Below are 15,574 nucleotides of genomic sequence, written 5' to 3' on the forward strand. Positions count from 1 at the left end.
CTAGACCCCGGGTCAGATCGGTAATTCGTTGTGCCTTGACGGATCCGAACCTGCGGCATCCGCTTCCGAGATGCCTTTGGGTAAGCCGGTGACCGGTGAAAAGGCCGACCACCGAGGCTCTCGCTAGGGTCTGCCTCTTCGTAACCCTCGCGTGCTCTGCTGGCTGATGTGCGCTGAAACCGCTCTGCTAAGCGCTCGAATCGCCCGGCGAGGCCCACTCATACGGCACCGGGTCTGAGCCGGTGGGAAGGCTACGGGACAGTACGGCACTCAGCGTTGCGCCGCAGTCCGCCTCGGCCTGTGCGGTCGCCGGCGGAGTAAATCCCAGCGCCCGGTAGAGCCTCACACGATGAATAGCGAAGAGGCTGGCCACGTGACGGCAGTACGCGTCGACGCCAGCCCGAATAGAACGGTGCGCGCCCCAGACGAGCAGTACGCATACCGCCACCCATAGCAGCCGCGGTAGCACTCCCGGGATCACGGCCGCCCAGAGAGCGGCGCCCGCCGCGCACACAAGCCCTTGCACCCGAGCAAAGACGCGGGTCGCGGCGACGGTTAGTTCGCTCCGTACGGGTGCTTCTAGGGCCTTCACAAACGGGTCCCAGCAGACGGCGAGGTCGAGTCCGTATGTGCGACGTGCTTCGGCCGACACCGAAACGAGGGCATTGCCCACAGACGTAGGGAGCAGGTGGTGGGAGTCGGTCATCCGTGGGTAGCGCGCATACGCGGCCCGCCTTCGGGTGGCGCGCCAACCGTTCTGACTGTGCCAGGCATCAAGGTTTTCGCCGTTCAGGCCGGCGGGTGGCGTCTGACGCCAGGTAGCGAGGTCACTGCGGCGGGCGCGATGCCGGGCTATGCGGTGCCGGGTATACGCGAGAGCGATCTTTGAGGTACCCCAACGGCCGGCGAGTATCTCGAGTGCGAACCCTGCCGACGCTGACAGTGCCCACGCCGACATCACGATTACCGCGGTCGCCGCCGCAGCCCAGAGGATTGGCCCCAACGGCCTCTGCGCAGCGATCGTGCACAGCACGTCGGTGTGGCGCTCAGGCAGGCGACATAGGCCCTTGCCTGAACCCCGCCGCCACACCACGGCCAGCGCACCCGCCAGCCAGAACAGAAGCAGGGGGCCGCCCATGACCGCACTCCACCGCTTCGCGATGGGTTCGAGGAGTCCTTTGACCAGGCCGCCCAACTCTGCCCCTAAGCCAGAATGAACGCGTTGTCGGGGTGGCTCGGGCAGCAGTCGGCGTCGAATGGGGAGTCCATATCGCCGTCGGCCTGCTGGGTGCAGTCGTCCAACGGACACTTCCATACGATGGCGGATGGATCTGGCCCGGGGAGGCTTGCGAAGATCGGCAGACGAAGCCCCGGGCCACCGGGCGCCGAGCCGGCGTCGGAGCCCTCACTTTCTGGGAGCCTGGCGACAGCGGAGGAGACGACCGAGCCCTGAGTGGCCGATGCGTTTCCGAGACCCTGATGGACGAATGCGGCCCAGGACGAAGGGTCTCCAGCCAGGGCCTTGGCTTTGGTTTTCTTCCCTCGTGCTCGGGCCCGGGCCTCCCGCAAAGCACGTAGTTGCGCCGTGCGCAGTGCTTCGGCGGGCGGCAGTCCCTCCAGATTGAGTAGCGTGTGAAAGTCACGCATCAGAGCAGCGGTCGTGGCGTCGTCCACCGCCCACAACGACCCCACTACGGCCGCCGCGCCTGCTGCCCCGAATGCTGTGGCCAGACTCAAGGCGCTGTCATAGTGCGCTCCCGGTACGGCCGTGGCACAGGCGGATAGCACGACTAGCGGTGCTAGACCCGGCCTTTGGCTATCCCATCGGAGCCGGTCGAGAACCGTGGCGACGCTGAGCCGTTGCTCGTTCGCCAACACCAGGTGCGACTCGCTGGCGAGTGCCAGACTGCGCGCGTGGCAGGCGAAATGGGCCACCGGGTATGCGGGTGAAAGATCGTCGAACGTGTCACTCAGTGCGGACAGCACTGCTCGCGGAGTAGCGGGCACTGAGCCGGGCTCGCCGGATCCGCTGAACCGTCGGCCCTTGGAGTAATACCAGCGGTAAACGTCCTCGCCCTCCTGGCGGGCATGCGGTAGGTCTCGGGTTGGGTCGACGACAACCACGCCACTTCCCGTGAGTGGCAGGAGGGCACGGAAGGCGTACCAGGACAGAGCTTGTGCTGACGGCGCGTAGGTGAATGCCATCGACTCGATCGCGAAGCGGTGTCCCCATCCGCCGGGTTCCTTCACACGGTGCCGGGCCGCGTGCCATGGCACGAGGCCCAGGGGCCCGGCCGGAATAACGGCGACGCGCGGTATACCTTCGATCCCTACGGTGGCGAGATGTTCGTGCAGTGCCCCGATCGCAGCTTTCCAGGCCCAGTCGCAGACATTGCGCATAGCCGTCCGCCGGGAAAGATCGTCTGGCGGGTTCCCGGTGCCTTGAACACGTAGCTGGCTGTCGTGCGCTGCCGTGAAATGAACCAACTCGGGTGCGTTCAGTCGAAGGAGGGGCAGCCGCAGAGAAGCGATGCGCCCGTCCCAGAGGGTGATGAGAGCCCAGCCACAGTGCCGTCCGGCGAAGAGATGCACCACGGCATCGATGCCCAGCGAACCACACCACTCCGCAATGTCATGCGGCGTGGGTGCGGGAATGACGTCACGAAGGGCAGCACGCACAGACTCCCGCATGCTCTCTGGTAGGGGAAGGCGACTGCGCCCGGAGACGGCCTCGGGTAGGGCATGGCGTGGGTCGGCGTTGGCCAGCAGGCCGACTTCCGCGGCATCGATCGCGACCCGGGTTTCCATACCTTGCTCCCGTAGGGAGGAAAGGGCCCGTAGGGCAATCCGGTCACCGATCACGTCTGCTCCTGCGGCCGCTGCCGCCAGCACAGCCCGACCCGACTCCGTGACTTCGAGGGCGGCGTGGATCTCACCGGCCTCCAGACACCAACGAGCAAGAACGTCGGCCTTGGCCGTAACCAACCGGGCCTGCACGACTGGCCCGGCGTCGGGGTGTTCCATCACCACATCGACGACACGATGGTGAAGCTCGTTCCGGATCGCTTCGAGGTCGCCGCGGAGGTCGTCCGTCGCTCGTGGTCGAGTAGGCCGCCTGTGGTCCGTGGCCCGCTCCTCCAGGACGGCGTGAGCTTGCCGCCACGCGTGGGCGTCAAGATGACTGTCGTAGTCGTCCTCAGCCCGTCGAAGGGAACGCGCGCGGCGCTCCCTGTCCAGTGACACGGCTTGCTCCAGAAGGCTCGCAGCCCGTGCTTTGACCCTCTCCCGAGGGCCGGGATTAACCAGCACCTCCGTGAGAGTCACAGCTGCGGTTCCAAGGGTGCTGATATCCGGGGGGTCGCCCCCTTCGTGGCCCAATACTGGGGACGTCAGTGCCTCATAGAGCGTCAGTAGTGCGTGTCCGTACTCGACGGTCTGCAGTGCTAGCTGTTCGGCTGGCTGGTCGGACCACCCCAGGCAGTGCTTAAGCAGATCGGCTGCGTGCCTTGCGTCGTCTGGCGCACTCAGCACGTCTGCGCGGGCGAGCAGGCACTGAGCGAGCTGGAAGGCTGCCGGAAGGTGTGCACCTTCCGGCCCCACAACAGCTCGAACCGCTGCGACGGCGGTCAGGACTGCGCTGTCCAGAGCCCGCAGGTCGCTGGCGCGTAGATATTCGGCGTAATGTGCAGCGGCGAGCAGGGCGTCTGAGTGGGCATGGCTCAGGAGGCCGCGAGCGGTGTGCAAGTCCGTGGCGGCGCCGGTGAGTTCATAGCGCCGCAGCAATGCCTCACCGAGCTTGTTACGCCACCTCGTACGGTCTGGGCTCGACTCCGGTAGGGCTGGGGACTTCAGGCCGAGGGTGAGGACGGTGACCAGCCGCTCTAGAGAGGTGGAGTCGCCCTGCTGTTCGAAGAGGAGCCGCAGAGCTGTGGCGAGAGCTCCTGTCCACTCAGTCCATTCGACCGGGCCGCGTTCCTCGGAAGCTGCCCGGTCCAAGGCGCTGTCCAGGGCATGCGCGGCTCTGCCAAGCAGGTCCGGCTCGGCTGAGTGCTCATACATGGTGAGGCAGCTGTAGCCGAAACTGGCGTACACCGCGGATGAGGAGGTGCCACGAGCATCGCGTAGATCGAGCGATGCGTGTGCTTGCAAGAGGCCGAGATGGGTCTCGAACGCTTTCTCCAGATAGGAAACTTCATGCGAGATGGCGTAGTAATACCGCTGCACAGCCCCTACGGCTCGCAACCACCCGTCCAGCGCGCCCCGTTCGATGGTCAGCGAGTTCAGGTCATTGATCTTCCATAGTGCGTCGGCGGCAGCTTTCAGATCTTCGCTGTCACCGTCGGCATCGTGCCGCATTCGTAGCGCAACCCCGAGCACACCCGTCCACAATAGGGACAAGTCTCGATCGTCGACGCTCCGAGCCAGCCGCGCCGCTGCCCTGGCATTGCTCACCGCATGTTCGAGGTCAGAAGGTCGCTTGAGGGCCTCGTAGCGCAGCAGCAGGGCCTGAGCCAGATCGCCGAGCGTGTAGCTCCGTCCCCGAGGATGCCCGTCGTTGGTGCTGGCGTCGACGGCAGTCTGCAACCCGTCGACCGCTTGGTCCAGTGCGGCAGAGGCTCGGGTGCGGACGTACTGGAGGAGGCGAGCGCGGTCATTAGGGGAGAGCTGGATGTGCTCGATGGGCGGGGTGCTTCTGACCTCTTCCAGGTGCGTGTCGAGTGCGTCGCGTAGCTGGCAGGTGTAGACGAGCAGGGCGAAACCGGGGGCTTCGCTCTCATAGCCGCGGGCGGTTTTCAGGCTGGGCCGGAGAGGCCGGTAGGCGGTTCGGCTCTCACTGGCCTGTACGCGAAGAAGGTCGTGCAGCTCGTCAAACCGGGTCACATCCGGTTCGGAGCGGTCGTGGAGCTCTGCATTTTGGGGCCGGGCATACCTGACCGCGTCGGAGAGGTGCCCCAGCCGCTGCCGCAGGGCCGGAAGGTTGGAGCCGAGGGCGTCAGCTGCACCGAGCGCCGCGAGGGCGTCGGGGAGAGCGCCCTCGGGCGCCGTGCTCTCGTATGAGTCGAGGGCCCGTTCTCCGATCAGTTCCGCACGCGTGCGGACGGGCAGTTCTCGCTCGCCGCCCTGAAGCCACCGTGCCGTGAGCTCTTCTACGACGGCGACGAAATGTTCACGCCCCACTTGCGCCACTGCTGCCCCTCCCCGTACTGCTCCGGCAACGAGGGAAGACTAGTCGAGCTAGAGCACCCTCGCTGCGGATCGCCGGGGGTTAGTGGGCTGCCGGCGGCACTCGTCCGACACGACGGCGGCGTCTGTGCCGACTGATGCTGATCAGGCGGGAGGAATATCCGGCCCTCGCGGCCCGTCCGCTCACGCACCGCTCACGCAAACGGCCCCGGACGAGACGTCCGAGGCCGAATAGAGCCCCTCCCCGGGGGAGAAACCCCAGGTCAGAGCGACAATGCGTTGTGCCCCCGGCAGGATTCGAACCTGCGACACCCGCTTTAGGAGAGCGGTGCTCTATCCCCTGAGCTACGGAGGCGGGGATCTGTCGGAAAACGTGTCTAAAACTCGGTCAAGGTAGACGCGATGATCCAGACAGGCTTGCAGACAGCGTGCGGAGACCTGGTCGTGAGGCCAGGCCGCCGCGGTCAGTGTAGCGGGTGGCGCTTGATCCGCATTCGGATCCATGGGTCCTGGCGTTCTCAGGTGGGTGCACCAGGGGCTAGGAGTGTCAGGCTGCGGGGGGCGAGGTTGATCATGGCGCGAGTGGCGGCGTTACTGAGCCAGGCGTAGCCGACGTAGATGAGCACAGCGGCGTTCGCGCCGTAGGCGGGGACCCGTCTGTGCGGTAGCTCTGGTCGAAGCGTGAGTGCTGGGGCTCGCTGTCCTGGCGGAAGCCCTTCAGGCGTCGGCCGACGTGGGTGTCAGGGGAACCTGACGCAGGTGCTCGGTTCGATCGAACCGATGCCGCCCTGTTGACGGGTCGATCTGCCGGTCCTCCTCGGTTTCGTCAACCCGGATGTGCTCGGGCGTGATCGTCGGGATCGATGAGGCCATGGCCGACGTCCGAGCGGGCACCGTCGGTGAGACTCCCGCTCACTGCGGTACGGCCGCTACGCAGGCGCAGGGAGCTGGGCAATGCGATCGGCTACCTGCCGCTGCTCGTGCCGGTTCGACGGGTACGAGCAGCGGAAGAGGCGAGATCACATCACGCGACGGCGGTGCCCTCGAGCTCGACCATCTGGCCGGGGATCGCCAGACGCGTCACCCCGAGCATCGTGGTGGTCGGGGCGACCCCGGCGGCGCCCAGCTGTCCCGCCAGTACGCCGTAGTGCTGGAAGAGCAGGTCGACGTCGGTCGTGTAGACGTTGAGCCGGACGAGATTCGCGAGGGACATGCCGGCCTCGGCCAGCACGGCCTTGACGTTGTCGATGCTCAGCGCCAGCTGCGCCGCCATGTCACCGTCGTGCTCAGGCTTGCCTTCGCTGCTCATCGCGGTTTGCCCCGAGATGTAAAGGGTGCGCGAGTGCCCGGAGACGACCTCACCCTGGTTGAAGCCCATCTCCACCGACCACGACACCGGGTTGACCGCATTTCGTTCCATTGCCGCACTGGCTCCATTCGATTCACAGACACTGCGTACGTCCATCGACTCGGCAGCCGCCGAGCTTTGGCGTCGTGTGAAGGAGCCTTCCAGCAAAACGTGACATCCCTAGTCATGTATTTTCGCTAAAGTTTCCATATGCGCGCTGACCGGTTGGTCTCATTGGTGCTCCTCCTGCGCCAGCGCGGTCGGATGACCGCGGACACGCTGGCCCGTGAGCTGGAGGTGTCCACCCGCACGGTGCTGCGCGATATAGAGGCGCTGTCCGCGGCCGGTGTGCCGGTCTACGCCGAACGCGGCCGGCACGGCGGTTTCGCACGGTTGCCCGGTTTCCAGACAGCGCTCACCGGACTGAACCACGACGAGGCGCTCGCCCTGCTGGTCGCCGGATCACGGCGCGGCGCGCAGCTGTTCGGCCTTGGCTCGGCGCTCGCCTCGGCCATGCTCAAAGTGGTCGACGCTCTGCCCGAAGGCCTTCGAGGCACCGCGGCCGGCGCGGCGCAGCGATTACTCATCGACCCGGAGACCGACCTTCTCTCGCGCCGCGTGGCCGCAGATGAGGTGTCCGACACCGTAGTGGCCGAGGTGCGGCGCGCGGTTTTCGCCGGACACAAGCTGCGCATCCAGTACGCGGCTGTGGACCAGACCCCGAAGTGGCGCACGGTGGACCCGATCGGCCTGGTCACCGTACGCGGGCAGAGCTACCTGCTGGCCACGAGGGGCGGCGCGGACCGTACCTACCGGCTGGCCCGGGTGCTGGCCGCCGAAGCACTCGACGAACCCGCGCAGCGACCGGACACGGTCGACCTGGACCGGGCCTGGCAGGAACGCAGCGCGCAGTTTCGGACCGGAGGCGACCAAGTCGCCGTGCTGGTACGGGTGGACCCGGCGCGGCGGGAGCACCTGGTGGGCACCGTGCTGGCCGTCTGCGCCGAAGAATCCGACGCGGATGGCTGGCTGCGGCTGAACGTGACCTTCCAAGATTCGCGACACGCCGAATGGGCCCTGTGGCAGCACGCCACGCACGCGGAAGTCCTGGCCCCGCAAGGGCTTCGTACCTCCCTGCGCAACCGGGCCGCCACGATCGCCACCCGCTATGGAGCGTCATCCTGAGAGGTTGCGGGTAGTGCTCGTCCTTGATTGCCGACGTCGTCCATGCCCGTCCCCTCCCGTGTCGCTGTTCAGGCAGGTTTGTTGGCCGGTCGGTGCGCACAGCCCAGGGCGTTTTGAAATCCGGGCTCGCCGTTTAGGTCTCTTCACGCGAACGCGATGACCTGGGTGTCTGGGCACCTCCTGGTCAGGGGACGGCGTTAACTGCAGCTCGGTGACCCGCGCTTCTCGATTCTGATCCGTCCACGGCACCCCTCGGTACTCCCGGGGATGCAGGACGACACCACGCGGGTGGTCGAAGTCAGCTCCCGGCCAGGCGGGCGAACTCCGCGTCCAGGTAGGCCCCTTACAGGAAGCACGCAGTCGGCGAATGTGGGTGTGGCGTGGTTCGCCATCGGTTCTGCCGATGTGGGGGTTCGGGACGTTTCATCAGTGTGGTGTTGTGGCCGGGGGGCGGTGCGGCTCAGGGTGGGCGGTGTAACCCCTAGCGAAGCCGTGGAGGTGGGTCGTGGTCCAGGACGACCAAGAGGGCCGTTTCGCCGTTGTGATCAACGATGAGGAGCAGTACTCGATCTGGCCGGAGGGGCGCGACGTACCGGACGGATGGCGGGGTGCGGGCTTCCGTGGGTCACGGGAGGAGTGCCTGGCGCATGTGGAGGTCGTCTGGACCGACCAGCGGCCGCTGAGCGTCCGCCGGGCCGCCGGTCAGCCGGTGTAAGTGGGGCTGTTACAGGTTGTGGGGGAGCCAGCCTCGCTGGACCGCTCTTACGCCCGCCTCGAATCTGCTGCGGGCTCCCAGGCGGTCCATCAGCGCCGTCGCGATGCGGCGCGCCGTGCGGTGCGAGACGCCGAGGCGCTTGGCTATGCCCTCGTCCGTGTGGCCCTCGGCGAGCAGCCGCAGGGCCGCCGCCTCCTGCCGGTCGAGTTCGGACTCGTCGCGGCAGGGCTTCTCGCCCAGTGGGCGAGAAGCCTCCCAGACGGTCTCGAAGAGGGTGCAGAGTGCGGTGAGCGTTCCCTTTCCTGTGATGACCACCGCTCCTTCGCTGCTGTCCTCGCTGTTCAGAGGGATTACGGCCGTCTCCCGGTCGAGGATGGTCATACGGAGTGGGAGCGTCCCGGCCGTGCGGACCTGGCCGCCCAGAGTGGTGAGCCAGTTGGCGTGGGCGACGCTGGCCGCGCAGTTGCGAAAGCTCTCCAGGTAGATCGTCCGCATCTTCACCCCACGCCCGAGCAGTTCTTTGTTGAGCGGACGAGCGGACGCCATGTTCTCCTCGGTCTGCGCGCCGCCCGGTGAGAAAGCCATCACCTCCTGCCGCACGGTGTCGGTGAGTACGGACAGCCTCGCCCGGATCTGCGCCACGTCGGCCAGGTGCTCCATGCTGACCGGGCTGTTGCCCGCCGCCGGCCGGCGGTCGGCGTACTCGGAGATCAGCTGGGACGCTGCCGTCCGCGCCGCGGCCATGCGCTGCCGGTGCAGGGCGAACTCCGCCTGTCTTCGGGCCAGCAGGTAGTCCAGGCCCAGCTCGGGGCTGACGGCACGGGGTGGCTGGGTGGGCGCTGCGGAAGGCTGTATCAGGGACAGCTGGGACAGTTTGTCCCAGGCGGCTCGTACGGCGTCCTCGGCGAGGTCCACGTGTCGCGCGAGTGCGGTGACGTCGTCCTGAGGCCGCTCCAGCATGGCCCGGTACACGGCTTCGGTCGGCGTATCCAGTCCCAGTAATTCAAGCATCGCTCAGTTCCCCGTTCCGGCGGTGGCGCTCCATCGTCTTTTCGTACGGCGCAGGGGCGGCCCGCCAGGGCCGGTCAGTGACACGGTGGCCACTTTGGGTCATGACCCAAAGCGGCCCACCGTTTTCCTTCCCCCAAGGTTCACCGGCGGTGATGCTACTTCCGAGGCGGACGAATCCGCCAGGAATCGGTCCACGACCTGTTCGCCAGACGAAGTTTTCCTCTTGGATTTACGTCGTGAAAGGACGCCGGTCATGTTCAGTGCCCGTATCGCCAAGGCTGCCGCTGTCACCGCGCTCGCCGCCGCGGCGCTCCTCGCACCCGCCGTCGTTGCCCTCACCCCCGGCGACACGGCCACCGACACGGCCATCGCCACCGCCACCGCCGTGTCGGCCGCCACGGAGACGGAGGGGGCCGGGACGACGTCCGAGGGGCCTCAGCCGGACATGGGCTGGCAGTGAACGGCCGGGAGCCGGCGTGGACCTGAGACAGCTGACCACCTTCCACCGCGTCGCGACGCTGCTGAGCTTCACCCGCGCCGCCTCCGAGCTGAAGTACGCGCAGTCCAGCGTCACCGCCCAGGTCAAGGGCCTGGAAGTGGCATTGGGCGTGGAGCTCTTCGAAAGGCTGAGGGGTCGTATCCGCCTGACCGCCGCCGGGGAGCGGCTCGTACCGTACGCCGAGCAGATCCTGTCGCTGGTCGACGAGGCCCGGGACAAGACGACCGGCTGGGCGGAGCCTTCGGGTGTGCTCACCGTCGGTACGACGGAGAGCCTGACGTCGTACCGCATGCCGCCCGTGCTTGAGTTCTTCCACCACCGTTATCCCTTGCTCCAGCTCGCGCTGCGGCCCAGTCAGTGCGCCCAGACCTGCGAGGCGCTGCGGCAGGGCGAGTTCGACATGGGGATCCTCATGGAGGCGCGGACGGAGCACGCCGGCGTACGGACCGAGGTGCTGGGGCGGGAGCCGCTGGTCGCGGTCGCCGCGCCCGGCCATCCCCTCGCGTCGGTGCGCCATGTGACGACCGACGAGCTGCGCGGGGCGCGCGTCCTGGCGCCCGAGGCGGGGTGCGCGTACCGGGGGCTGCTGGAGGCCGAGCTCAATGCCGGTGCCGTCCGGCCCGTACGGCTGCTGGAGTTCGGGAACATCGAGTCGGTCAAGCGCGGGCTCGCGGCCGGTCTCGGCGTCAGCGTGCTGCCCACGATGGCGGTGTCCGACGCGGTCGCCGCCGGGACGCTGACGGTCCTGGACTGGGAGCCGCCGTTCGAGGTGTTCACGCAGATCGCGTGGCGCCGGGGCAGGCAGCTCACCCGGGAAATGCGGTTGTTCATCGACCGTACGGTCCAGTTCATGGCACAGGACCAGTTGCAGCTGGTGGGGTGAGTCCCGGACGTGAACCCGCCCACAGGTCATCGGTACGTCCTCGTCGACGTGCCGGTGGCCTTCTGGCGTCCGGGGGTGGCGCGCGCCCTCACAGGTGGCCCTTCGCCACCAGTTCCTCCATGATCTGGAGCGCGTTGAGCGCGGCGCCCACCCGGAGGTTGTCGGTGACCAGCCAGAGCAGGAAACCGTTCGGGTTGGTGGGGGAGACTCGTATCCGTCCCACGTGGATGTGGTTCGGGTCGCCCAGGGTGGCGGGCGTCAGGACGTCCCCGTGCATGCCGTCGTCATGGACGGTTACGCCCTCCAACTCGCCCAGCAGTTTGCCCAGTTCCGTACGGTCCACCGGCGACAGGCACTCCACCCACACCGCCGCCGAATGACCGTTGACCACCGGGACCCGCACGCAGGTCGCCGTCACGTCGAGGTCGGGGAGGCTCAGGATCTTCCGTGACTCCTGGAGCAGCTTCTGCTCCTGGAGCGTGAAGCCGTTGGCCAGCACCTGGCCGATCTGAGGTACGACGTTGAACGCCAGCGCCGGCGAGAACTCCTTGGCCGGCATCTGCGCCTGCGGGTCCTGCAGGGCGAGCCGGGACGCCTCCTGGAGCTCTTCGATGCCGGAGTGTCCGCTGCCGGACGCGGCCTGGTACGTACTCACGACGATCTGGCGCACGCCCCAGCGGCGCTCCACGTCCCGGACGACGCGGACCAGCGGGATCGTGACGGAGTTGGGGTTGGCGATCACGCCGGCCGGTGGGCGGCGGTCCAGTTCCGCGGCGTTGACCTGCGGGACGACCAGCGGGATGTCGGCGTTCATCCGGAAGGCGAAGGTGTTGTCGATCACCAGGCTGCCGTGGGCCACCGCGACCGGCACCCAGGCGCGGCTGACCGCGTGACCGGCGGAGAAGAAGACCACATCGGCGTCGCCGAAGTGGAAGGCGGTCAGGTCCGTAACCCGGTAGTCGCGGTCTCCGACCCGGATTTCGAGGCCTGCCGAGCGGGCGGAGGCCACCAGGTGCAGTTCCCGGTAGCGCAGTCCCCGGTCCTCGATGAGTTCGAGAAGGGTGCCGCCCACCGCGCCGGTCGCGCCGACCACGGCGATGCGCGGGGCGAGCGGGTCGTCGACCAGGGGCATGGACATCGCCGATCGAGTAGAGCCGGGGAGTGGAGTCGCGGAGGGGTCGTCGGTGGTCGTCGGTGGTCGACCTGTGTCGAAAGCGGGCGAAAGCAGGGGAAAGCAGGGAAACAATTATCGCCGTACCGGCTCTGACCAGCAATCACAGGACCCGCGGATCGTCGATGGCTCCCATCGGCGGCGCCGATCGGCCGGACGCGCGGCGAGCGCCCGATCGGAATCCCCGAAGCCGACGATCGGATCTGCCCGTCGGGAGGACGTTGACCCCGAAGTTTCGCTTGGCGAAGGTTTGGGCCGAACGGTCCTGGGCGACCGGGAGTTCGCCAATCGAGTGGGTGGGTTCATGCAGCAGGCCGTCAAGGTCGTCGGAATCGGGGGGTCCTCCCGGCCGGGCTCCACCGTGGAGCAGGGGCTGCGGGTGGTGCTGGCCGAAGCGGCCCGGCTGGGCGCGGACGTCACCCTGGTCGGCGGCGCCGAACTGGTCATGCCCCTCTACGATCCGCGTGCCGTGGCACTGCCGCCCGAGGCCCACCGCCTGCTGGCCGCGCTCACCGCCGCCGACGGTGTGGTCCTCGCCAGTCCGGCGTACCACGGGACGGTGTCGGGCCTGCTGAAGAACGCCCTGGACTACACCGAGGAGTTGCGGGAGGACAGCAGGCCGTACCTCACCGGGCGCGCCGTCGGCTGTCTGTCCGTGGGGCAGGGCTGGCAGGGCGCGGTGAGCACCCTGGGCGCCCTGCGGGACGTCGTGCACGCGCTCCGGGGCTGGAGCACTCCGCTGGGGGTCGCGATGAACAGCGCGGCGGCGGGTTTCACCGCGGGCGGGGACTGCGACGACCCGCACATCCAGCGGCAGTTGACCGCGATGGCCGGTCAGGTCGTCGAGTTCGCCGAGGCGCACCGGGCCCTGCGGGCCACGGCGCTCCAGGCACGGTGAGGAAGGCCGGGAACCGCGGCGACATGGACGTTGAGGCGAGCTGGATCCGGTGCTTCCACCCGAAGCCGGAGGCCGCGCACACCCTGGTCTGCTTTCCGCACGCGGGCGGTTCGGCCAGCTACTACTACGGCCTTTCGGCGGCGCTGGACGCGGACATCGAAATGCTGGTGATCCAGTACCCGGGCCGGGAGAACCGGCTGTACGAGGAGCCTGCCCGTTCCATCGAGGCGCTGGCGGACGCCGTGACCGAGGTGCTGGCCGGCCGGCTCGGCGTCACACGTCCGGTCCTGTTCGGACACAGCATGGGGGCGATCGTCGCCTTCGAGGTCGCGCGGCGGCTGGAGCGGGAGGGTGGTGGCCCGCAACCCACCGGACTTGTCGCGTCGGCCTGTTCGGCCCCTTCCAACCGTGCGGAGTGTCCGGTACGTACTGAGAGCCCGGGTCCGGTCGGTGAGGAGCACGACAGCGACGTGCTCGCGCGGATCATGGGGCTGGGCGGCACCGCCCAGGACGTGGGCGAGCACGCGGAGCTGATCGAGCTCGTTCTCCCGGCGATACGCGCCGACCTGGCAGCCCTGGGGTCCTACCGGGCGGTCGGCGGCGCCGCGGTGAGCTGCCCCGTCACGGTGTTCGTCGCGGACAGCGACCCCGATGTGCCGGTGGCGGACGCCGGGCTGTGGGGCACGCACACCACCGCGGGCGACGCCGAGGTGCACGTCTTCGAAGGCGATCACTTCTATCTGAGCAAGCTGCCGAAAGCCTTTCTCGATCTGCTCCAGGAAACTGTGCGCACTTCCCGCCCGGAGATCTCACCCGCATGAACACCATGGGATTCGTGGAAGAAGAGCTCGCCCAGATGTGGGCGGAGCTGCTGGGTGTCGCCGGTGCGCCGGTGGACATGGAGTCGGGGTTCGCCGCTCTCGGCGGCGGGGCGGGCGAGGCGCGGCTGCTCGCCGCCCGCATCGACGAGGAACTCGGCGCGCACGTCGCGGCGGACCGGCTGCTGGGCGCCGACACCCTGGAGGCGATGGGGCGTCTGGTGCGCGAGGCCATGGAACGGGCCAGGGCGAAATGGTCTGCGCAGGGGCCGGCGGGCGGCTCCGTGCTCGGGGCGCCCGCCGGTCCCCGCGCCGGGGCCCGGCAGGAGCGGCCCCAGCTGTCGTTCGCCCAGCAACGGCTGTGGTTCATGCAGCAGATCGACCCCGACACCACCCTCTACAACGTGCCGACGGTGCTGCGACTGCGCGGCGCCCTGGACCGGGCCGCCCTCGGCCGGGCCCTCGACGCCCTCGTCGCCCGCCACGAGGTGCTGCGGACGACGTACGCCGCTCCGTCCGGCCGCCCGTACCAGGTGATCGGGGACCCGGCGCCGCTGGATCTGCCGTACACGGACCTGACCGGCGCCGCCGACCCGGCGGGCGAGGCGGACCGCGTCGCGGCCGAGGAGGCCGCGGGTGTGTTCGACCTGGCCGCCGGGCCGCCGCTGCGGGCCCGGCTGGTGCGGGTCGGCGCGGACGAGTACCGGCTCGTCGTGACGTTCCATCACATCGCTGTTGACGGGTGGTCGGTGGAGGTCCTGTTCCGGGAATTGGGGCAGCTCTACGGGCGTCCGGACTCGTTGGCCGATGTGACGCTGCACTACGCCGATTACGCCGCCTGGCAGCGCGACCGGCTCCAGGGCGAGACCCTGGACGCCCTCGTCGGGCACTGGCGCGGTGCGCTCGGGGACGACCCGAAGGCGCTCGCCGTACCGACCGACCGGCCGCGCGGCACGACGCGGAGCTTCCGTGGCGCTGTCGTCACGCGCGAGCTGTCGTCCGAACTCACGGCGGTGGTACGGGACTTCAGCCGCCGCGAGCGTGTCACTCCGTACATGACTCTGCTTGCCGGTCTGCACACGCTGCTCGCCGGCTGGTCGGGCGCCACCGACAACACGGTCGGCACCCCGGTCGCGGGCCGGGACCGGCCCGAACTCCAGGACCTGGTCGGCTGCCTGATCAACATGGTGCCGGTACGGGTCCGGCTGGACGGCGGCCCCGGATTCCGCGAGCTCCTGACCCGCGTCCGCACGGCGGTGCTCGACGCCTCCGCGCACCAGGAGCTGCCCTTCGACAAGCTGGTCGAGGCCCTGGTTTCCCGGCGCAGCCGCGACTTCATGCCGGTCTTCCGGGTGATGTTCAGCTTCATCAAGGAGCGGCCGGAGCCTTTCTTCGCCGGGCTCGACGGGTGCTCCCTGGACCTCACCGGCCCGCAGGACACCGCGAAGTACGACCTCAGCCTGTACGCGGAAGAGCGCGGCGCGGGCCTCGCTCTGAGCCTTGAGTACGACACCGATCTGTTCGGGCCGGACACCCCGGCCGCGCTGCTGGCCGCCTACGAGCGGACGTTGGCGGAAGCGACGGCCCTGCCGCAGACGCCGGTACTGGAGCTCGCTGCGGCCCGGTTCGGCGCCGCCGGCACTGAGAGGAACCCCCACCGTGACCGTTGACCAAATGGCCACACACGCACCCCCGGCGACCATCGACGCGTGGTTCGCACGGCAGGCGGCAGCGCGCGGCGACGCCGTCGCCGTGACCGGCCGCGACGGCCGGCTGACGTACCGCGAGCTGGAGCGCGACGCCAACCGGCTCGCCCACCACCTGCGTACCCTCGGCGTCGGCCCCGAAGTGCCGGCCGCCGT

At 68.6% G+C, this 15,574-nt stretch carries 11 protein-coding genes, 1 tRNA gene and 1 pseudogene; 8 read left to right on the forward strand and 5 right to left on the reverse strand.

Annotated features, from left to right (window positions below; translation table 11 throughout):
- Positions 1 to 1,203 precede the first annotated feature (1,203 nt).
- The 3 genes from J7E96_RS38425 to J7E96_RS11495 all read right to left on the reverse strand — a co-directional run bounded on the left by J7E96_RS38425 (position 1,204) and on the right by J7E96_RS11495 (position 6,604).
- A complete protein-coding gene (locus J7E96_RS38425; RefSeq protein ID WP_215130170.1) occupies positions 1,204 to 5,187 on the reverse strand; it encodes a CHAT domain-containing protein in 3,984 nt (1,327 codons plus the stop codon).
- Between the two features lie 279 nt (positions 5,188 to 5,466).
- Positions 5,467 to 5,539 (reverse strand) — tRNA-Arg (locus tag J7E96_RS11490).
- A 669-nt stretch (positions 5,540 to 6,208) separates the two neighbouring features.
- Positions 6,209 to 6,604 carry a RidA family protein gene (locus tag J7E96_RS11495; protein WP_215130172.1) on the reverse strand — a complete coding sequence of 132 codons (396 nt, stop codon included), beginning with the start codon at positions 6,602 to 6,604 and terminating at the stop codon, positions 6,209 to 6,211.
- A 138-nt stretch (positions 6,605 to 6,742) separates the two neighbouring features.
- Here J7E96_RS11495 and J7E96_RS11500 point away from each other — a divergent pair, with 138 nt between their 5' ends.
- Together J7E96_RS11500 and J7E96_RS11505 are read left to right on the forward strand one after the other, a co-directional pair.
- A complete protein-coding gene (locus J7E96_RS11500) occupies positions 6,743 to 7,717 on the forward strand; it encodes a YafY family protein (protein ID WP_215130174.1) in 975 nt (324 codons plus the stop codon).
- Positions 7,718 to 8,222: 505 nt separating this feature from the next.
- Complete coding sequence (locus tag J7E96_RS11505; RefSeq protein WP_215130176.1) at positions 8,223 to 8,432, forward strand: MbtH family protein; 210 nt, start codon at positions 8,223 to 8,225, stop codon at positions 8,430 to 8,432.
- A gap of 9 nt (positions 8,433 to 8,441) precedes the next feature.
- Here J7E96_RS11505 and J7E96_RS11510 read toward each other — a convergent pair whose 3' ends face one another.
- Entirely contained in the window at positions 8,442 to 9,443 is a 1,002-nt protein-coding gene (locus tag J7E96_RS11510; RefSeq protein WP_215130178.1) for a helix-turn-helix domain-containing protein, read from the reverse strand.
- 253 nt (positions 9,444 to 9,696) lie between these two features.
- Here J7E96_RS11510 and J7E96_RS11515 point away from each other — a divergent pair, with 253 nt between their 5' ends.
- Positions 9,697 to 9,903: a hypothetical protein gene (locus J7E96_RS11515; protein ID WP_215130180.1), complete on the forward strand. Its 207-nt coding sequence runs from the start codon at positions 9,697 to 9,699 to the stop codon at positions 9,901 to 9,903.
- A gap of 16 nt (positions 9,904 to 9,919) precedes the next feature.
- Positions 9,920 to 10,825: a LysR family transcriptional regulator gene (locus J7E96_RS11520; protein ID WP_215130182.1), complete on the forward strand. Its 906-nt coding sequence runs from the start codon at positions 9,920 to 9,922 to the stop codon at positions 10,823 to 10,825.
- Positions 10,826 to 10,913: 88 nt separating this feature from the next.
- Here the strand turns inward: J7E96_RS11520 and J7E96_RS11525 are convergent, their stop codons facing one another.
- A complete protein-coding gene (locus J7E96_RS11525; RefSeq protein ID WP_251069739.1) occupies positions 10,914 to 11,963 on the reverse strand; it encodes an aspartate-semialdehyde dehydrogenase in 1,050 nt (349 codons plus the stop codon).
- 337 nt (positions 11,964 to 12,300) lie between these two features.
- On the opposite strand from J7E96_RS11525, the gene J7E96_RS11530 reads away from it, so the two are divergent.
- The 4 genes and pseudogenes from J7E96_RS11530 to J7E96_RS38725 form a co-directional block, all read left to right on the forward strand.
- The gene (locus J7E96_RS11530; RefSeq protein ID WP_215130184.1) at positions 12,301 to 12,894 is read left to right on the forward strand and encodes an NADPH-dependent FMN reductase; all 594 of its coding nucleotides are present in this window, start codon (positions 12,301 to 12,303) and stop codon (positions 12,892 to 12,894) included.
- A gap of 23 nt (positions 12,895 to 12,917) precedes the next feature.
- The gene (locus tag J7E96_RS11535; protein WP_215130186.1) at positions 12,918 to 13,715 is read left to right on the forward strand and encodes a thioesterase II family protein; all 798 of its coding nucleotides are present in this window, start codon (positions 12,918 to 12,920) and stop codon (positions 13,713 to 13,715) included.
- Positions 13,712 to 15,382 (forward strand): condensation domain-containing protein, encoded by a 1,671-nt coding sequence (locus tag J7E96_RS11540; protein ID WP_215130188.1) that lies wholly within the window; start codon positions 13,712 to 13,714, stop codon positions 15,380 to 15,382. Before J7E96_RS11535 ends, J7E96_RS11540 begins: the two co-directional genes overlap by 4 nt.
- A gap of 4 nt (positions 15,383 to 15,386) precedes the next feature.
- A pseudogene (locus J7E96_RS38725) lies at positions 15,387 to 15,566 on the forward strand (AMP-binding protein); the annotation flags it as partial.
- Between the last annotated feature and the right edge of the window lie 8 nt (positions 15,567 to 15,574).

The organism is Streptomyces sp. ISL-96, assembly GCF_018614035.1.
GTDB lineage: Bacteria > Actinomycetota > Actinomycetes > Streptomycetales > Streptomycetaceae > Streptomyces.